Source organism: Streptosporangium sandarakinum (genome assembly GCF_013409935.1).
Classification (GTDB): domain Bacteria; phylum Actinomycetota; class Actinomycetes; order Streptosporangiales; family Streptosporangiaceae; genus Streptosporangium; species Streptosporangium nondiastaticum.
Genome location: NZ_JACCCO010000001.1, coordinates 1,347,882 through 1,365,591, shown reverse-complemented (window position 1 = coordinate 1,365,591; position 17,710 = coordinate 1,347,882). Strand labels below are relative to the sequence as shown.

Sequence of the window (17,710 nt, the reverse complement as noted above, 5' to 3'; positions counted from 1 at the left end):
GCCGCCCGTACCCGTCGTGCTATTCGTACCCGCCGTGCCGTCTCCACCCGCCGTGCCGCCCGTGCCGTCCGTGCCCGCCGGGGCGGCTCCGCCGGTCACGACACCGCGGACGGCGGGGCCGCCCAGGTGTCGCAGGCGGCCGGGGAGACCGTGCGGAGGCCGCGGTCGAACCAGTGGGCCCGGTGGGCGCCGGTGCCGTGGGTGCGCGGGCCGCCGTCACCGTCGTCGCCGGCGGCCCGGATCGCCTCCGACAGCGCCGTCCAGTCCGGCGCGGTGCGGGACAGGGAGCCGCGCACGCTGCCCAGGAACACTCCCGACAGGCAGTCCGCCTGCAGCTCGTAGCGGCGGTTGAGCTCGGCCCGGCGGGCACGGTCCGCGCGGGCGCGGGCCTCGTAGCGGGCCCGGAAGCCGGTGAGGCTCTGCAGGTGGTGACCGTACTCGTGCGCCGCGATCTTCAGCGGGTACAGGTCGGTCCGGCCCTCGATCCAGTCGCCGGTGAGCGGGAACACCACCGTGGCCTTCTCCGTGCAGTAGAAGGCCGCCGCGCCGGTGGGCCAGGGTACGCCGCACACGCGCTCGGCGGGCTCCTCGTAGAAGCGGACCGTGGGCGCGCGGAAACGCAGTCCGGCACGCGCGAAGTGGCCGGACCACGACCTGTTCAGGCATCCCATGATCGCCGTGAGGTACTCCCGCGACCGGGGGATCCCGCCGTCGACGAGCGGCGGCTCGGGGCACGATGTGACCGCCGGCCTTCCCCTCCCCAGCGACGGGCTCCCGGCGGACCCGGCCCGGCCGGCCGTTCCGTGAGGCCGCGCGGTCGTCCCGTACGGCGCCGCCGGGAGGACCCGCGTGGCGGCGCGCGGATCCGCGACCGAGTCGGCCCGCGCGGCCGCCCCGTACGGCATCGCGGTCGCGCACGTGGCCATGAAGGCGGTCAGGCAGGCGACCACCGCGGGGGCGGTCCGGCGGACGGCGGCGGCAGGGCGCCGCGGACCGGCGCCGATCGGGGGGAGGCATCGCATGACCGGCAGCTTAGAGCCCCGGCGCCGCGTGCCGCCGTCAGGCGGTGAGGACCTCCACGGTGCCGCGCTCGCCGTCCACCCTGATCCGGTCGCCGTCGCGCAGGCGCATGGTCGCGTTGCCGGTGCCGACCACCGCCGGAATGCCCAGCTCGCGCGCGACGATCGAGGCGTGCGACAGGGGCGCGCCCATGTCGGTGACGACGGCGGCGGCGCGGGGGAACATCGGGGTCCAGCCGATGTTGGTCAGCGTCGTCACGAGGATCTCGCCCGGGGCGAGCCGGTCGCCGTCCTCGGGGGAGTCGATGACGCGGGCCGTGCCCTCGACGATCCCGGGCGCCCCGGGGAACCCGGTGACCGTCTCGCTCACCGGCACGCCGCCGCCCCGGGCGTCGAAGAGGTCACGCCGCCGGTCCGGGTCGGCGGCCCAGCGCTCGGGGTCGAAGCGGCCGACGATCAGCGTGGGGTAGGCGGGCAGGGCGGCGTAGCGCTCGTAGGTCGCCCGCCGTACCTCGACATGGTCCAGGGGGCTCTCGTCGCCGCGCAGCAGGGCGATGACCTCCTGGATCGACAGGAAGAACAGGTCCTCGCCGCGGCCGGTGAGCTCACCGGCCCGCAGCACGAGGTCGCGGACCGCCCAGAAGGCCCTGATCACCTCCGAGCGGGCCGCCTCGCGGTCGCGGACGACCGCGCTCCACCGCGCCACCCGCCGCCGCGTGGCGGTGACCCGGCGCGGGAAGCGCTCCCCGAACCGCCGCCAGGCCGCCTCGCCCGCCTCCCGGCGGCGGGTGAACAGCTTCTCCTCCCGGTCCTCGGCGCCGGACATGGCGGCGAGCTGCGCGTCGATCCACCGCGGATCCTCGCCGGGCCGGGGGACCGACAGCTCGAACTCGTGCGGGCCCCGGTGCCCGTACTCGCGGGCGAACGTCTCCCGGTCGATCTCACCCCTGGCCAGCCGGCCCAGGCCGACGATCGGGCCGAGACTGGCCAGCTCCCCGTCGGCCCCGGCGCCGGTGAGCATCGCCTCGGCGTCGATCTCGCCCACCAGCCTGCGCAGCCGGTCGCGGGTCATGACCAGGGTCGCGCCGCCCTGCCGCCCGGCGGCCTCCAGGACGCGGCACGCCTCCACCAGGTACGGCAGCAGCTCCCCCTCCCACAGGTCGGCCAGCTCGCCGCGGGAGGTCGTCGCGGCGATCCGCCCGCGCAGCCGCGCGTTGCGCTCCCGCGCCGTGGCGAGGAAGGCGGGCATCCGCGCGAGGTTGACCCGCACCCGCCGGCGCAGCGTGAAGGCCAGGGGCAGCACGGCCCTGATGATCTCCCAGCGGGAGGCGGGCAGCGGCGGCACGTCAAGGCCGGGCGGAAGTTTGCCGAAGACCTGCTCGGTCGCGCCGAGCCGCCCCTTCATGCCCAGCGCCGCGGCGATCGAGTGCATCACGCTCAGGTTCATGTAGAACCGGCCGCCGATGTTGCCGACCAGGTCGAAGCCGGGCAGCGCCGAGGCCGACATGGCCTCGGTGATGAAGAGCCGCACCACCGACCAGGTGCAGGGCGTCATCACGTCGGGGATGGCCTCGCCGAGGTTGGCGGAGGTCCACAGGTAGTCGCCCTTGACGGTGTCGTTCCACTCCTCGACGCGTCGCCGCAGGCCGGTGACCGGGCGGGCCTGCAGGATGTGGAGCGTGCCGTCGTGCAGGGCCCACTCGACGTCCATGGGCGCGCCGTACAGCTCCTCGATCTCCTCGCCGAGCCGGGCCAGCCGTACGGCCCGCGCCCGGTCGAGCACGGGGCGGCGGCGCAGGTCGTCCGGGACCGGCTCCTCGCGGGTGCCGCCGGCCGTACGGACCGTCATGACGGTCTTGTCGGCGACGCGCTCCTCGGCGACCTCGCCGGTGGACCGGTCGACCACGACGGTGTCGGGCGTCACCAGTCCGCCGACGACGGCCTCGCCCAGACCCCAGGAGGCGTTGAGCACGATCCGGTCGCGGGCGCCGGTGACCGGGTCGGCGGTGAACATGACGCCGGCCGCGTCGGCGGGAACCAGCTCCTGGACGACCACGGCCAGCGCCACGTCGTCGTGCGGGACGCCCTGACCGGTCCGGTAGGCGATGGCCCGCTCGGTCCACAGCGACGCCCAGCAGCGCGCGACCGCCGCCACCAGGCCGTCGGCGCGGATGTTGAGGTAGGTGTCCTGCTGCCCGGCGAAGGACATCCCGGGCAGGTCCTCGGCGGTGGCCGACGACCGCACGGCGACCGGGACGTCGTCACCGAGCTCCGCGTGGGCGGCGAGGATCTCCGCGGCGGTCTCCGCGGGGACCTCCCGGCCGGCGAACAGCTCGGCGATCCGCCGGGCGGCCCGGTCCGCGGGCAGGCCGGTGGCGGCACGCGTGATCTCGTCGTGCAGGCCGTCGCGGGAGACGAAGTCGCGGTAGGCGCCGGTGGTGACGCAGAAGCCGCCGGGGACCGGCAGGCCCGCGCGGGCCAGCCGGGCGAGGGAGGCGCCCTTGCCGCCCGCGGTCGCGAGGTCGGCGGCGTCGTCGGACAGGGGGATGACGTTCAACGGGGGGTCTCCTCGGTGCCCAGGGACAGGCACAGCTTGTGCCGCGCGCTCTCCAGGACGAAGTCGATGTAGCGCAGGGTCGCCCGCCGGATCTCGCGGGCGTCGTCGTCGGTGGGCGCCGTGCCGGACTCCAGCGCCCGGCCGCAGGCGTCCGCGACCAGTTGGGCCAGCCGCCCGTCGTCCGGGACGTACGTCCCGGGCAGCAGGCGGGGGATGGTCAGGAACCCGTAGAGGATGGAGGAGAGGGCCGTCACGTGCTCGGCGGGCGTCAGGTCGGCCCGCAGCGCGCCGTGCCGGGTCAGCGCGGCGAGGTAGGGGCCGAACCCGGCGCGCAGTTCGGCGTCCGCCCGGTCGTCGCGCTTGGCCCGGGTGAGCCCGCCCAGCACCGCCGAGTCGCCGAGGAGGCTCGCCCGCAGCAGGGGCCTGCGCAGCAGCCCGGCTGCGAGCAGGCCGAGCAGGTCGCGGAGCCGGCCGGGGGTGTCCTCCGCGCTCCGCCGCACCTCGGCCGCCATCTCGGCCCGCTCCCGGCGCAGCAGCGCGGCGAACAACTCCTCGCGGGTCCGCCAGTGCAGGTAGATCGTGCCCTTGGCGACCCCGGCGCGCCGGGCGATGTCCCCGATGGTGGTGGCGTCGTAGCCCCGGTCGAGAACGAGTTCACCGGCGGTGTCGAGGATGCGGTGCGCCCGCTCCAGGTGCCGGGCGGCGTCCCGCGGGGGCCGGCCGGGCCGCCTGGACCGCGCCCCGCCTCCCGGCCCGTCCTTCGCCCCGGTCCCCGGCCCGTCTCCCGAGGCGGCCATCGGCCCGTCTCCCGGGCCGTCTCCCGGCCCGGCTTCCGGGCCGTCTTCCGCGTCGGCCGACGAGCCGTCGTCGGGTCTGTTCTGTGCCGTCATGTCCGTGTGAACCAGCCGTTCCGAGAATTTTGACCAAAAACCGCTGTCCGGTCATTTAATTGATAGCACACCTCCGGCCGGCCCGGCGGGGAAGGACGATCGGGCCGTCGTCCCGTCCCGCCTGCCGGGCCTCCACCCACGCGCTCACCCGGCGCCGACGGGGCCGGGCCGCCCGCCGGGCCGGTCGATCGCCCTCGGGCCGGTCAATCGCCTTCGCCGAGGATCAGAAGCCGATGCGACTCCTGCAGCCCCTCCGGGAGATCACCTGGTGTGAACCACTTCGCCTCCAGGATCTCGAAGGAGTCGATTTTCAGGGTGCCGCCGATGAGCGCGGCCTCATAGGCCACCTCCACCCGCAGCCGGTAACCGCTTTTGAGATACGCGAGGTCGCCCACCCGGACCTGTAGCCCGGTCTCCTCACGCACCTCGCGGACAACGGTCTCCTCGAACCTCTCGCCCTTGATCGCGTAACCCGTCGGCAGGCCCCACTGCCGCCCCTCAGGCCACATCCGGTGCCGGAGAAGGAGCACGCGCCCCTCCTCGTCCCGGACGATCCCGGTGACCCCGACCATGAACTTCGCCTGGAAGATCCACAGCACCCGCCACTGGATCGGCCCACGAATGAGCCGCCACGCCGCTGCGACCAGCTTCTTCACGATGATCTCCTCTGTGGTCCGGCCACCCTTCCCGGTCCTCACGCGGGTCGGGAACCTGCGACGACGCCGGTGCGGTGACGACGGTTCCGCTCGCACGGACATTCCGCAGCACCGTGTCGGACCTCGGGGGCTTCCGCAATCGGACCGGCTCAGACGCCTTCGTTCGCGGTGGAGAGACGCGGCTCCACCTGTCCTCCTGGCTGGTACGGCGGCGTGGCCACGGGGGCGGGCCACGCCGGGCCGGTCGCCGGGGCCGACGGGACGGAATACCGTGATTACATGCGTCTGACCGCCTTCACCGACATCTCGCTCCGTATCGTGATGCGGCTGGCCGTGGCGGACGGCGAGGAGCAGCCCACCACCCGGTCGGTCGCCGAGGTGCTGGCCGTGCCGTACACCCACGCGGCCAAGGCGGTGGCGCGGCTGAGCGAGATGGGACTGGTGGACACCCGGCGCGGGCGCGGGGGAGGGCTGCGGCTGACCGAGGCGGGTCGCCGGGCGTCGGTCGGCGCCATCGTCCGCGCGCTGGAGGGGGACGGCGACGTGGCGGGCTGCGAGGACGCGGTGCCCTGCCCGCTGCGGGCCGCGTGCCGGCTGCGGGGGGCGCTGGCACGGGCCAGGGAGGCGTTCTACGCCTCGCTCGACCCGATCACGGTCGACGACCTGGTGGCGGAGCCGACCGGCCCGATGCTGATCGACCTGCTGCCGCCGAGGGTGTCAGCCGGCGGGCCGTCCGGGACGACGCCCGGGGGCGCGTCCGGAACGGAGGCCGGCGTGGTGCCCGGGACGACGCCCGGGGGCGCGTCCGGAACGGAGGCCGATGTGGTGCCCGGGACGCCGTTCGAGGGGTCCTCCGAGGCGACGCCGGGAGTGTCCTCCGCCACAGTCTGACGTCCCGGCGGGGCAACGCCCCTGCCGGAACCCCGCCGAACAGCGGATTTTCGGATGATGTGACTTTCGGCCCTACGGCGGGTGACTTCCGGCCCCGGGGGTGGACGGCAACGCGGTCCTTAATATGTATGTGAGATGCAAATTAAGTTGGCTGCGTCTTCCCCGTACCTGTCGTAGGAGGTCACATGCTGTCCGCGGAGTCCGCAGCGATCGTCCGTAGCACGCTGCCGGTCATCGGAGCATCGCTCGACGACATCACCGCCCGATTCTATGGCTCGATGTTCGCCGATCGGCCGGAGCTGCTCGACGGCCTCTTCAACCGCGGCAACCAGGCCAGTGGAGCGCAGCGCCGCGCCCTGGCCGGCTCCATCGCCGCGTTCGCCACGATGCTGCTGGACAACCCCGGTGAGCGCCCCGACGCGCTGCTGGCCCGCATCGCCCACAAGCACACCTCGCTCGGGGTCACCGACGACCAGTACGTGATCGTCCACAAGTACCTCTTCGGCGCCATCGCCGAGGTGCTGGGCGACGCCGTCACCCCGGACGTCGCCGCGGCCTGGGACGAGGTGTACTGGCTGATGGCCGGCTCGCTGATCGCCATGGAGGCCCGCCTCTACGGCGAGGCGGGCATCGCCGACGGCGACAGCCGGCGTCAGTGGCTCGTCGTCGAGCGCCGCGAGGAGACGCTCGACGTGGTCTCCTTCCTGCTGCGCCCGGCCGACGGCGGGCCGGTCCCGCCCGCCCGTCCCGGCCAGTACGTCAGCGTCGAGGCGCGCATGCCCGACGGCGTGCGCCAGCTCCGCCAGTACAGCCTGTCCGGCACGGACTCCGAGGGCACCCGGCGCATCACCGTCAAGCGGGTGCGCGGCGAGGGCGGCCCGGACGGCGAGGTCTCGAACCTCCTGCACGCCACCGTCCGCGAGGGGGACGAGCTCACCCTGACGACGCCCTTCGGCGACGTGGCCCTGGAGGACGGCGACGCCCCGCTCGTGCTCGCCTCGGCCGGCATCGGCTGCACCCCCATCGTCGCGATGCTGGAGCACCTGGTCGGCACCGGCTCCACGCGGCGCGTGCTGGTGCTGCACGCCGACCGCTCCCCGGCCGACCACGCGCTGCGCGAGGACACCGAGCGGCTGGTCGCCGCGCTGCCGAACGCGACGCGGATCCTCTGGTACGAGGCCGGCGCGACCGGCGACGAGCGTTCCGGGTGGATGGACCTCGCCGGGGTGGAGATCCCCGAGGGGGCGACGGTCTACCTGTGCGGCCCGCTGCCCTTCATGCGGGTGACGCGCTCGGCGCTGATCGGCGCGGGCGTGGCGGCGCGGGACGTCCACTACGAGGTCTTCGGCCCCGACCTGTGGCTCGGTGCGGAGGACTGAGGCCCGCACCCGCGGAACCGGCTCCATCGCCGTCCGCGGGGGTCCCGCGCGGGACCCGCTCCGGAACCGTCCGCAAGGCCTGCACCGGAACCGTTCGCAGGGCCCGCTCAGGAACCGTCCGCCGGACCGGCCGCGAGGCCCTCGACCGGGGCCAGCGGTTCGGTGGCCGGTCCCTGCAGGACCTCGCCGTCCACGCCGAAACGCGAGCCGTGGCAGGGACACTCCCAGGTGCGCTCTGCGTCGTTGAACCCCACCACGCATCCCATGTGGGTGCACACCGCGGACACGGCGTGCAGGCGGCCGGCCTCGTCCCGGTGGACGGCGCACCGCTCCCCGCCGATCTTGAGCACCGCGCTCTCGCCCGGCCGGAGCGCCCCGGCGTCCCCGGCCGGTCCCGCGCCGAAGCGGTCGGCGACGAAGTGCCGCGCCACCGTGGCCTGCATGCGCAGCGCCGCGCCCGCCTCGCGCACCGGGTGCAGCCGGCGGGGGTCGTACAGCTCGGCCCAGGGGGATTCGCCCCCGGTGATCAGCTCGGCCAGCAGCCGCCCCGCCATGACCCCGTTGCTCATGCCCCACCCGCCGAACCCGGTGGCGACGTAGGTGTGCCGCGCCCCCGGGTGCAGGAGGCCCACGAACGGCAGCCGGTCGGTGGTGTGGTTGTCCTGGGCCGCCCACCGGTGGGACACCTGCTCGGCGCCGAACCGGTCGGCCATCCAGGAGGCGAGCCGGGCGAAGCGGTCGCCGACCCTCCCGGCGCCGGGCTTGAACGCCTCACCGGTGACGATCAGCAGCCGGCGGCCCTCGCCGTACGGGGCGGTGCGGACCGAGCGGGTGTTGTCCTCGGTGGTGACGAACATGCCCTCGGGCGCCCGGTCCGCGGGCACGGCCGCCGCCACGACCAGTTCGCGGCCCGGCTCCATCCGGGAGAACAGCAGCGCCCGATCGAAGACCGGGTAGTGCGTGGCCACCACCACGTCGCGGGCGGTGACGGTGACGCCGTCGGCGGTGGTGACGCGGCACGGATCGCTCTCGGACAGCTCCGTCACCCGGCTGTGCTCGAAGACCAGCGCGCCGCCGGCCACCAGCGAGTCGACCAGGCCCAGGAGGTAGCGGCGCGGGTGGAACTGTGCCTGGTCGTCCACCCGCACCGCCCCGGCGACCGGGAACGGCAGCGGCGTCTCGGTGACGAACGACGCGGGCAGCCCCGCCCGCGCCGCCGCCTCGGCCTCGGCGCACAGCTCCTCGGCGCCGTCGGCCGACTCGGCGTAGGTGAACGCGGGCATCCGCTCCACCTCGGCGTCGATCCCCAGCTCGCGCGCCGTGCCGACCAGGTGCTCGATCGCCGCCTGCTGGGAGGCGGCGTACAGCCGGGCGGCCTCCGCGCCCGCCGACTTCTCCAGGTGGGCGTAGATCCGCGTGTGCTGGGCGGTGAGCTTGGCGGTCGTGTTGCCGGTGACGCTCCCCGCGACCCGGCCCGCCTCCACCACCGCCACCGTACGGCCCGCCCGCTGGAGCTCCCAGGCGGCGCTGAGCCCGGCGATCCCCGCGCCGACGACCACGACGTCGACCTCCAGGTCCTGGACCAGGGTCGCGTGCGGCCGGCCGGGGGCCGATTCCATCCAGTAAGACTGCGTCGTCATGCTCGCCGCCCCTGCCCCCGCCACCGCCCGTCACACGCGGGGACGGCTCCGCGGGCCCGCGCCCCGGGATCCGCGCGTGGGGCCCGCCCCGCCGCCGGAGCGGATCAGCGGCCGGAGGGAGTCGGCGGCCGGAGCGGGTCAGCGGCCGCTGAGGCCGCCGGGCCGCTCGGGGGAGGAACTGGTCAGCGGGACCGAACCGCCCCGGACGAGGTCGAGCTGGACCATCTGGCGCGGCAGCAGCGCGTCCAGCAGCCAGTTCCCCGCGATGCGGGCCCGTCCGCCCGGCACGGCCAGCAGGTGGTAGCCCCGGGTCACCGCCTTGGCCGGCAGGCCCGACAGCGGCACGCCCAGCGGGTTCGCCGCGGCCTTGAGCCCGCCCAGGTCCACGACGAACCCCAGGTCGTTGTGCCGGTACGGCTTCCGCTCGGCGCGGCCGTAGGTGGCGGCGACGTTGCGGGCCACCTGCCTGCCCTGGCGGCTGGCGTGCTGGGCGGTCATCGCGGTGAACTTGCCGGGGTCGGTCAGGTCCGGCACCGCCGCCGCGTCGCCGCAGGCGAAGATCTCCGGGTGGCCGGGGACGTTCATGTACTCGTCCACCAGCAGCCGGCCCTTCTCGGTGGGCAGCCCCATCGACTCCACGAACGGGTCGGGCCGCACGCCCACGCACCAGATCAGCGAACGGGTCGGCACGAACTCGCCGTCGGAGAGCTTGACCCCGTCGGCGTACGCCTCGGCCACGCTGGTGCCGGTGCGGATCTCCACGCCGCGCTCGGACAGGGTGCGCTGCGCGGTGTCCGACAGCCGCCGGTCCAGCTCCGGCAGGATGCGCGGGGCCAGGTCGGCGAGGATCCAGCGGATCGGCTGGTCCCGCAGGCCCGGCCGCCGCCGGACCGCGTCGCGGGTGAGCAGCTGCCCCTGGGCGGCCACCTCGGTCCCGGTGTATCCGGCGCCCACCACGACGAACGTGCAGCGCGCCCGGCGCTCCTCGGGGTCGTCGGAGGCGTCGGCCAGCTCGATCTGGCGGATCAGGTGGTCACGCAGGTAGAGGGCCTCGGCGACGCTGCGGAAGCCGTGCGCGTGCTCGGCGACCCCGGGGACGGGCAGCAGCTTGTTGACGCTGCCGACGGCCAGCACCAGGCGGTCGTAGGACAGGTCGCGGCGGTTGCCCTCGGCGTCGACGCACGTCACCCGCCTGGCCTCGACGTCCACGGACTCGGCCGAGGCGAGCAGGTGCCGCACCCCCGGGCAGTTGCCCGCCAGCGGGATCGCGACCTTGCGCGGGTCGAGGACGCCCGCGGCCACCTCGGGCAGCAGCGGGAGGTAGAGGAAGTAGTCGGTGGGGTTGACGAGGACGATCTCGATGGCTCCCCGGGCCATTCGGGCGAGGGTGCGTGCGGCGGTGAACCCCGCGAAACCGCCCCCCACGATGACGACTCTCTGCCTGTCGGCCATTTCCGGTGGGTCCTTCCACGTCGCGGAACTGCTGTCCTAGCCGGGTGCCCGTTTTGGGAACGGGCAAGCCTCCGCGCGGGCAAAAGGGCGGGGGCCGTTCGGGAGGCGGGCCGTACGGAGGGCGGGTGGGGCGGGCCGTACCGGGGCGGGCCGTTCGGGGGCGGGCCGGGCGGGTACCGGACCCGCATGAGCACAGAGAACACTTCGGGGCACGGCGGCCGGGAGAACGCCGAGGCGCGCCTGTCCTCCCTCGACCCCTTCGGCATCTTCGACGCCGAGGCGGCCCGCCTGGACCGCTTCTTCTCCGGGCTCGACGCCGGGGGATGGGCCCGCCCCTCGCGGTGCGGGGGCTGGTCGGTGCGGGACGTCCTCGCCCACCTGGCCGGGGAGGAGCTGTACAACCACGCCTGCCTGGACGACGACCTGGAGGGCTTCCGCGCGACGCTCGAACGCGAGGGCGTCGGCGGCGGCTACAACGGCTTCAACGAATGGTGCGTACGGCGCCGCCGCGACGTCCCCGTCGAGGAGGTGCTCGACGAGTGGCGCCGGGCCAACGGGGAGACGCGCCGGCGCATGCGCGAGCTGGGACGCGACGCCGAGCTGCCGACCATGGCCGGGCCGTACCCGGTGGGCCTGCAGGCGTTCCACTACGACTCCGAGTACGCCACCCACGCCGACGACGTCGGGGCGCCCGTGGGGGACGACGAGGCCGGCGGGCGCGCCCGGTGGCGGGCGGCGGTGGGCGCGTTCGTCCTCACCGAGCGGGACTCACCGGCCCGTGCCGAACCGGACGGCGACCGGGTCGCGGTGCGGATGGACGGCCGGAGCGAGCGACTGCCCATGGCGGAGTTCGTCGACGCCACGGTCGGCCGGCTGCCCGAGGGACGTCTCGACCCGGAGCTGCGGGACGCCCTGCGCTGCCTGGCCTGAGGCCCCGGACGGGAAGGATCTGGACGGAAGGCGGCCGTCCGCCCCCGAGTCCTTCGACCTCCCGAGTCGATCTCCCGGACCGACCTCCCGAGTCGATCTCCCGGACCGATCTCCCGAACCGGTCAGTTCTCGGTGACCTCCTCGACCAGCACGGCGGTCCCCTTCCTGAGCGTCACCTTGGCGCGGACCTCCTTGCGGGCGCCCAGCGCCTTCCTGAGCTGGTCCACGGTGCAGCGGTGCGGCACCTTCCCCTTGTCGCAGATCCTGCCCCGCTGGTCGAGCACCGGGGCGTGCGGGCTGAGCGGGACGGACTGGGTGTCGCCCGCGCCGGTCAGCACGTCCAGCGTGTCCGGCTGCGCCGGGTTCATGCCGAGGTTGCCGAGCAGGTAGACGGCCTGCTCCGCGTCGTCGGCCTCGTCATCCCGGGCGGCCACGTCGGGGTCCGCCGTCGGCTCCGCGGAGCCGTCCGAGGGCTCGTCCGGGAAGGTGGGCACGGCGGAGACCGAGGGCTCCCCGGCGGGGGTGCTCTCCGCCGGGGCGGGAGAGGAGACCGCCGGGGACGGCGGGGGAGCGGCCGCGCCGCCGTCCGCCGAACACGCGGAGAGCCCGGCGGCGAGTACGGCCAGCAGGAGGACACGGGGCATCGTCAACGAACCGCTCATGGGGCGCAACCATCTCACGCCTCCCGGCGCGAGGGCGAACTCACGTTCCGGGACCGATCGGGCCGAGGGGTCCGCGTGCCCGGCGGCGGGTAACAGCACCACATGCCGGAACTCCTGCCCGAGGAGACGCTTCGGGAGGTCGTCAGCCTGTTCGTCCGCCTCGTCGAGGCGGCGGGCGCGCTGGTCATCTTCGCCGGCGCGGCCGTGGCGTTCGTGCGGTTCCTGCTGGTCGCGGTGCGGCGGCGGGAGGAGCAGGGGTTCGTGGGCGTACGCCTGTTCCTGGGGCGGTTCCTCGTCCTCGGTCTGGAGTTCCAGCTCGCCGGGGACGTGCTGCGCACGGCCGTGGCGCCGAGCTTCGGCCAGATAGGCCAGCTCGCCGCGATCGCGGCCATCCGGACGGCGCTGAACTTCTTCCTCGGCAAGGAGATCGAAAGGGAGGGCCGCGTGGTGGACGCCGCCCGGCCCCCGGCGCCCGGAGCCGCCGGAGGGCCCGGCCGATGAGGTACGGCGCCGCCCGGCCCCCGCGTCCGGCACCCTCCGGGGCCCGCCGGGTCCGGCGGATCGGGTACGGCGCCGCCCGGCCCGTCAGGGCGGACCGGGGAGGACGGAGAGGACGGTGGGGCAGGGAATGGGAGAGATCGTCCAGGCGGTCGTCAACCTGATCGTCGCCGCCGGGGTGGTCGCCGCGCTGGCGGCTCTGCCCACCGCCGGGCCTCGTACCGCGGTCGCGGTGCTGCTGGACTTCCTCCTCGCCGCGGGGCTGCTGCGCCTGTCGCAGGCGCAGACCTGGGCGGCGATCGCCACCGCGGCGCTCACGGCCGTGATCCGCAAGATCGCGGTCGCGGGTTTCTCCGTGCCCGTGCGGCGATCCCCTCCGGCGGCCGGGGCGCGGCGGGACTGACGGGCTTCTCCCCGTTCGTGTGACGGTCTCCGGCGGACGGCATGGGGGCCGGCCGGGTCTCCTCCTGCTCGGGTGGCGGCCCGGTTCCGCAATATTTACCTCCGCCCGCTATAAGGGCCCGCCCGATGGATAGGGAAGCCTCCGCGTGTGAAAGGCCACGCCCCCCGGAAGCCGGGTGCGCCGTGCCGGGGTCCGGGGGGATCTTCCGAGGAGGCAGGAGAGCACCCATGACCGAGACCGATCCGGAGCGCGACAACCCGCCGGCGCAGGTGCCCGACGACCGGGTGGACACGGCCGGGGCCGAGACCCCGGAGGGCGTCGACACCGAAGGCCCCGAGCCGCAGATGATCGACGACCGCAAGGGTGTCGCCGGATCCGAGGCGTGGGACCTGGATGAGACCGAGGGGCGTTGACCCGGGGACGGAGACGGAGGGGCGGTGACGGGGGGGCGGTGACCGAGGGGCGGTGGCCGCCCCTCCTGTATGACACGCCGACCGCACCCGTCGGCCGGGAGAAAAACTCCACAGAGTGATGTTTAGCGATGCTTGCTTCTCTTAGAGGCTCTTTTCCCGGAATGTTCGTTTTGAGAAGCGCTGCTCTCGGTAGTTAAGTAACTACATCACGAGAGGCGACTCAATGAGATTTCTCGGGATAAATGCGATCTTTCATGATCCGGCCGCCGCGTTGGTCGTCGACGGGGAAGTGGTCGCGGCGGCCGAGGAGGAACGCTTCAGCCGCCGCAAGCACGGCAAGCGCCCGGTGCCTTTCTCGGCGTGGGAACTGCCCGAGCGGGCCGCGGCCTGGTGCCTGGCCCGGGCCGGGCTGCGCCCGGAGGACCTGGACGCGGTGGCCTACTCCTACGACCCCGACCTGGTGGTGCCCGGCGGGCCGGGCCAGGATCCGGGCTGGGAGGAGCTGCGCACCACCTACGCCCGCCGCGCCCCGTCCTTCCTGGCCGGCGCGCTGCCGGGGCTGGACGCGGCGCGGGTGCGCTTCGTGCCCCACCACATCGCGCACGCCGCCTCCGCGGGCCTGGCCGCGCCGTTCACCGACTCGGCCGTCCTGGTGTGCGACGGCCGCGGCGAGGCGGTCTCCCACCTGGCCGGCGCGTATCGCGGCGGCTCCCTGGAGATCCTCGCCGCCCAGGGACTGCCGCACTCGCTGGGCCTGCTGTACGAGAGCCTGACCACCCACCTGGGATTCCTGCACTCCAGCGACGAGTACAAGGTGATGGCGCTGGCCTCCTACGGCCGCCCCCGCTTCCTGCCCGAGCTGCGCGCACTCGTCTACCCCACCGGGGACGGCGGGTTCCGCACCGAACCGGTGGACTGGAGCGCCTTCGCCAAACCCCTGCGCCCGCATCGGGAGTGGACGGGCGAGCACGCCGACCTCGCCGCCAGCGTACAGGCCAGGCTGGAGGAGGTGCTGGTGTACCTGGCGCGGTGGCTGCACGGCCGTACCGGCCGGCGCGTGCTGACGATGGCCGGTGGGGTGGCGCTGAACTGTGTGGCCAACACCCGCATCGCCGAGACCACCCCGTTCGAGCACGTGTGGGTGCAGCCCGCCGCCGGGGACGCGGGCACCGCGCTGGGCGGCGCGCTGCACCTGGCGGCGGCGGCGGGGGAGCCGGTCGTGCCGATGCCGGGCGCGGATCTGGGCCGGTCCTGGAGCGAGGCGGAGCTGGCGGCCTGGCTGCGGACGGCGAACGTCTCCTGCGAGCGGCCGGCGGACCTGGCCGCGGCGGTGGCCGACGAACTGGCCGCCGACCGGATCGTGGCGTGGTTCCAGGGCCGCGGCGAGTACGGTCCCCGCGCGCTGGGGCACCGGTCGTTGCTGGCTCATCCGGGGCACGCGGCCAACACCGAGCGGCTCAACGACGTCAAGGGCCGCGAGCAGTTCCGCCCCATCGCCCCCATGGTGCTCGCCGACCGTGCGGGACGGATCTTCAGCCGGGGGCCGGTGCCGAGCCCGTACATGCTGTTCGTCCACGACGTGGCGCCGGAGTGGCGGAGCCGGATCCCGGCGGTGGTGCACGTGGACGGCACCGCCCGCGTCCAGACCGTCGAGCCGGGGAGCGAGCCGTTGCTGGCGCGGCTGCTGGAGGAGTTCGAGGCCCGCACCGGGCTGCCCGTGCTGGTCAACACCAGCCTCAACACCGCGGGCCGGCCGATGGCCGACGATCCGCGGGACGCGCTGGAGTGTTTCGGGTCGGCGCCGGTGGACGTTCTGGCGCTGGGACCGTTCCTGGTGCGCCGGGCGGGGGTGTTCGCCGCATGATCACCGTGGTGGTCCCGACCGTGGGCCGGCCGAGCCTCGCCGCGACGCTCGCCGCGCTGGACGCGGGCCTGGACGTCATCGTCGCCGACGACCGTCCGGAGAGCGCCCGCGCCGCACCCCTTCCGGTGCCGGACGGGGTGCGGACGGTGCGTTCGGGCGGCAGGGGGCCGGCCGCCGCCCGCAACGCCGGCTGGCGGGCCGCGGACACCCCGTGGATCGTGTTCCTGGACGACGACGTGCTGCCCGCGCCCGGCTGGGCGAAGGCGCTCCGCGCCGATCTGGACGGCCTGCCCGCCGATGTGGGGGGCAGTCAGGGCCGCATCCACGTGCCGCCGCCCGAGGGCAGGCGGCCGACCGACGACGAGCGCAACACCGCCGGGCTCGCGGACTCCCACTGGATCACCGCCGACATGGCCTACCGGCGCGAGGCGCTGGAGCGGGTCGGCGGGTTCGACGAGCGCTTCCCGCGCGCCTACCGGGAGGACGCCGATCTCGCACTGCGGGTGACGGCCGCCGGCTACCGCCTGGTCAAGGGCGAGCGCGTCACCGGTCATCCGGTGCGCGAGGACGGGCCGTGGGCGAGCGTGCGCCGCCAGCGCGGCAACGCCGACGACGCGCTGATGCGCCACCTGCACGGCCCGGCCTGGCGGGCGGCCATCGGAAGCGGCTCCGGACGGCTGCGCCGCCACGCGCTGACCACCTGCCTCGGCGGGCTGGCGCTCCTCGCGGGCGCGCTGCCCATGATCGCCGGGATCGCCGGCCCCGGCGCGCCGGCTCGCGGCCGGGCGGCCGGACGGGCACGTGACCGGCGGGTTCGGTGTCCGGCTCTCCAGGAACGGGGCCGGAGCCCGGCGCGTGCGCTGGCCAGGGGAACCGCGGCGGCGGCCGGGGCGGGCTGGCTGGCGCTGACCGCCGAGTTCGCCTGGGCCAGGATCGCCCCGGGGCCGCGCACCCCCGTGGAGATCGGCCGGATGCTGCTCACCAGCGTGCTCATCCCACCGGCGGCCTGCGCGCACCGGCTGCGCGGCGAGTTGCGGATCCGGCTGTGACGGGCCCCGTGAACGGCACGGCGAACGGCCCGGCGAGCGGCCCGGCGAGCGGCCCGGTGAACGGTCCGGCGAGCGGCGGCGCGGCCCGCTCCACGCCCGCCGTGACCCGCGCCGTGACCGCCGTGACCGCCGTGACCGCCGCGACCGCCGCGACCGGCGCTCCGGCCCGTGCCTTCAACGGCGCCCCGGCCGGCACCGTCCTGGTCGTCCGCCTCGACAACGCGGGGGACGTGCTGCTCGCCGGCCCGGCCGTCCGCGCCGTCGCCGCGTCGGCCCGCCGGGTGGTGCTGCTGGCCGGGCCCAACGGCCGGGCCGCGGCCGGGCTGCTGCCCGGCGTGGACCGCGTGCTGGAGTGGCGGGCCCCGTGGATCGACCCCGACCCGCAGCCGGTGACCGGCCCGCACGTCATCCGGCTGATCAGGCTCATCCGGGAGATCGCCCCCGACCAGGCGCTGATCCTCACCTCCTTCCACCAGTCGTCGCTGCCGCCGGCGCTGCTGCTCAGGCTGGCCGGGGTGCCCCGGATCGCCGCGATCAGCGAGGACTACCCCGGCTCGCTGCTGGACGTCCGCCACATCGTGGACGAGACCGCGGACGTGCCCGAACCCGAGCGGATGCTCGCGGTGGCCCGCGCCGCCGGCTTCGGCCTGCCGCCCGGCGACGACGGCCGGCTCGCCGTACGGCGTCCGCTGCCGTCGGTCGCGCACCTCACCGGGCCGCCCGGCTACGTCGTGGTCCACCCCGGCGCCTCCGCGCCGGCCCGGGCCTGGCCGGAGGGCCACTGCGCCGAGGCGGTCCGGGAGCTGGTCCGCGCGGGCCGGCGGGTCGTCGTCACCGGGGGACCCGGCGAGTGCGAACTGACCCGGCGGGTGGCCGGCGGCGCCGGGTACGCCGGGACGGGCTGCTCCGACGTCGCAGAGGCCGTTCCAGAGGCCGGGGGAGCCGTCCCGGACACCGCGGAGGCCGTCCGGGACCTCGGCGGACGGACGTCCCTCGCCGAGCTGGCCGCCGTGCTCGCCGGGGCGAGCGCGGTCGTGGTGGCCAACACCGGCCCCGCCCACCTGGCGGCGGCGGTCGGCACGCCGGTGGCCATCCTGTTCGCCCCGGTGGTCCCGGCCGCCCGCTGGGCCCCGTACGGCGTGCCGTCGGTGCTGCTCGGCGACCAGGGCGCCCCGTGCGCGGGGAGCCGCGCCCGGATCTGCCCGGTGCCCGGCCACCCGTGCCTGTCGTCGGTGTCGCCCGCGCGGGTCGTCGAGGCCGTCGGCCGCCTGGCGCCCGTGAAGGAGGCCGTGCCGTGAGGGCACCGGCGAAGAGGACCGTGCCGTGAAGGGGGCCGTGGCGAAGAAGAGGGCCGTGAGGGCGCGGGAGGCCGAGCTGAAGGCGCCCGCGCAGGAGGCCGTGCCGTGA

Annotated in this window: 15 protein-coding genes and 1 pseudogene; 9 read left to right on the top strand and 7 right to left on the bottom strand. The window is 75.2% G+C overall.

Annotated features, from left to right (window positions below):
* Positions 1-95: 95 nt before the first annotated feature.
* The 4 genes from HDA43_RS05955 to HDA43_RS05940 all read right to left on the bottom strand — a co-directional run bounded on the left by HDA43_RS05955 (position 96) and on the right by HDA43_RS05940 (position 5,122).
* Positions 96-1,022 (bottom strand): neutral zinc metallopeptidase, encoded by a 927-nt coding sequence (locus HDA43_RS05955; protein WP_246423913.1) that lies wholly within the window; start codon positions 1,020-1,022, stop codon positions 96-98.
* Between the two features lie 37 nt (positions 1,023-1,059).
* A complete protein-coding gene (locus HDA43_RS05950) occupies positions 1,060-3,576 on the bottom strand; it encodes a PEP/pyruvate-binding domain-containing protein (protein ID WP_179818709.1) in 2,517 nt (838 codons plus the stop codon).
* A complete protein-coding gene (locus tag HDA43_RS05945) occupies positions 3,573-4,466 on the bottom strand; it encodes a TetR/AcrR family transcriptional regulator (protein ID WP_218911616.1) in 894 nt (297 codons plus the stop codon). The genes HDA43_RS05950 and HDA43_RS05945 overlap by 4 nt, the downstream gene beginning before the upstream one ends.
* Before the next feature lie 203 nt (positions 4,467-4,669).
* On the bottom strand, positions 4,670-5,122 hold the full coding sequence (locus tag HDA43_RS05940) for an NUDIX domain-containing protein (protein WP_179818708.1): 453 nt from the start codon (positions 5,120-5,122) through the stop codon (positions 4,670-4,672).
* A gap of 279 nt (positions 5,123-5,401) precedes the next feature.
* On the opposite strand from HDA43_RS05940, the pseudogene HDA43_RS05935 reads away from it, so the two are divergent.
* Positions 5,402-5,833 (top strand): annotated as a pseudogene (locus HDA43_RS05935) (RrF2 family transcriptional regulator); the annotation flags it as partial.
* A gap of 365 nt (positions 5,834-6,198) precedes the next feature.
* Positions 6,199-7,392, top strand: a complete 1,194-nt coding sequence (locus HDA43_RS05930; protein WP_179818707.1) for a globin domain-containing protein — start codon at positions 6,199-6,201, stop codon at positions 7,390-7,392.
* A gap of 107 nt (positions 7,393-7,499) precedes the next feature.
* Here HDA43_RS05930 and HDA43_RS05925 read toward each other — a convergent pair whose 3' ends face one another.
* Positions 7,500-9,032 (bottom strand): FAD-dependent oxidoreductase, encoded by a 1,533-nt coding sequence (locus HDA43_RS05925; RefSeq protein ID WP_179818706.1) that lies wholly within the window; start codon positions 9,030-9,032, stop codon positions 7,500-7,502.
* Between the two features lie 138 nt (positions 9,033-9,170).
* Positions 9,171-10,484, bottom strand: a complete 1,314-nt coding sequence (locus tag HDA43_RS05920; RefSeq protein ID WP_179818705.1) for an NAD(P)/FAD-dependent oxidoreductase — start codon at positions 10,482-10,484, stop codon at positions 9,171-9,173.
* A 186-nt stretch (positions 10,485-10,670) separates the two neighbouring features.
* Between HDA43_RS05920 and HDA43_RS05915 the strand changes: the two genes are divergently transcribed.
* Positions 10,671-11,414 (top strand): maleylpyruvate isomerase family mycothiol-dependent enzyme, encoded by a 744-nt coding sequence (locus tag HDA43_RS05915; RefSeq protein ID WP_246423912.1) that lies wholly within the window; start codon positions 10,671-10,673, stop codon positions 11,412-11,414.
* A gap of 122 nt (positions 11,415-11,536) precedes the next feature.
* Here HDA43_RS05915 and HDA43_RS05910 read toward each other — a convergent pair whose 3' ends face one another.
* Positions 11,537-12,076 carry a hypothetical protein gene (locus tag HDA43_RS05910; RefSeq protein WP_179818704.1) on the bottom strand — a complete coding sequence of 180 codons (540 nt, stop codon included), beginning with the start codon at positions 12,074-12,076 and terminating at the stop codon, positions 11,537-11,539.
* A 102-nt stretch (positions 12,077-12,178) separates the two neighbouring features.
* Between HDA43_RS05910 and HDA43_RS05905 the strand changes: the two genes are divergently transcribed.
* The 6 genes from HDA43_RS05905 to HDA43_RS05880 all read left to right on the top strand — a co-directional run bounded on the left by HDA43_RS05905 (position 12,179) and on the right by HDA43_RS05880 (position 17,601).
* Complete coding sequence (locus HDA43_RS05905) at positions 12,179-12,577, top strand: DUF1622 domain-containing protein (RefSeq protein ID WP_179818703.1); 399 nt, start codon at positions 12,179-12,181, stop codon at positions 12,575-12,577.
* Positions 12,578-12,692: 115 nt separating this feature from the next.
* Positions 12,693-12,977: a hypothetical protein gene (locus tag HDA43_RS05900; RefSeq protein ID WP_179818702.1), complete on the top strand. Its 285-nt coding sequence runs from the start codon at positions 12,693-12,695 to the stop codon at positions 12,975-12,977.
* Positions 12,978-13,204: 227 nt separating this feature from the next.
* Positions 13,205-13,390 (top strand): hypothetical protein, encoded by a 186-nt coding sequence (locus HDA43_RS05895; RefSeq protein WP_179818701.1) that lies wholly within the window; start codon positions 13,205-13,207, stop codon positions 13,388-13,390.
* Between the two features lie 223 nt (positions 13,391-13,613).
* A complete protein-coding gene (locus HDA43_RS05890; RefSeq protein WP_179818700.1) occupies positions 13,614-15,254 on the top strand; it encodes a carbamoyltransferase family protein in 1,641 nt (546 codons plus the stop codon).
* Positions 15,251-16,303, top strand: coding sequence for a glycosyltransferase family 2 protein (locus HDA43_RS05885; protein WP_179818699.1), 1,053 nt, complete (start codon positions 15,251-15,253; stop codon positions 16,301-16,303). The genes HDA43_RS05890 and HDA43_RS05885 overlap by 4 nt, the downstream gene beginning before the upstream one ends.
* Before the next feature lie 200 nt (positions 16,304-16,503).
* Positions 16,504-17,601: a glycosyltransferase family 9 protein gene (locus tag HDA43_RS05880; RefSeq protein ID WP_218911945.1), complete on the top strand. Its 1,098-nt coding sequence runs from the start codon at positions 16,504-16,506 to the stop codon at positions 17,599-17,601.
* The last annotated feature ends 109 nt before the right edge of the window (positions 17,602-17,710 follow it).

Bases quoted from the DNA above. Each gene is read 5' to 3' on its own strand.
- HDA43_RS05910 (WP_179818704.1), bottom strand. From the start codon at position 12,076: ATGAGCGGTTCGTTGACGATGCCCCGTGTCCTCCTGCTGGCCGTACTC.
- HDA43_RS05955 (WP_246423913.1), bottom strand. From the start codon at position 1,022: ATGCGATGCCTCCCCCCGATCGGCGCCGGTCCGCGGCGCCCTGCCGCC.
- HDA43_RS05915 (WP_246423912.1), top strand. From the start codon at position 10,671: ATGAGCACAGAGAACACTTCGGGGCACGGCGGCCGGGAGAACGCCGAG.
- HDA43_RS05890 (WP_179818700.1), top strand. From the start codon at position 13,614: ATGAGATTTCTCGGGATAAATGCGATCTTTCATGATCCGGCCGCCGCG.
- HDA43_RS05895 (WP_179818701.1), top strand. From the start codon at position 13,205: ATGACCGAGACCGATCCGGAGCGCGACAACCCGCCGGCGCAGGTGCCC.
- HDA43_RS05920 (WP_179818705.1), bottom strand. From the start codon at position 10,484: ATGGCCGACAGGCAGAGAGTCGTCATCGTGGGGGGCGGTTTCGCGGGG.
- HDA43_RS05905 (WP_179818703.1), top strand. From the start codon at position 12,179: ATGCCGGAACTCCTGCCCGAGGAGACGCTTCGGGAGGTCGTCAGCCTG.
- HDA43_RS05945 (WP_218911616.1), bottom strand. From the start codon at position 4,466: ATGACGGCACAGAACAGACCCGACGACGGCTCGTCGGCCGACGCGGAA.
- HDA43_RS05925 (WP_179818706.1), bottom strand. From the start codon at position 9,032: ATGACGACGCAGTCTTACTGGATGGAATCGGCCCCCGGCCGGCCGCAC.
- HDA43_RS05885 (WP_179818699.1), top strand. From the start codon at position 15,251: ATGATCACCGTGGTGGTCCCGACCGTGGGCCGGCCGAGCCTCGCCGCG.
- HDA43_RS05930 (WP_179818707.1), top strand. From the start codon at position 6,199: ATGCTGTCCGCGGAGTCCGCAGCGATCGTCCGTAGCACGCTGCCGGTC.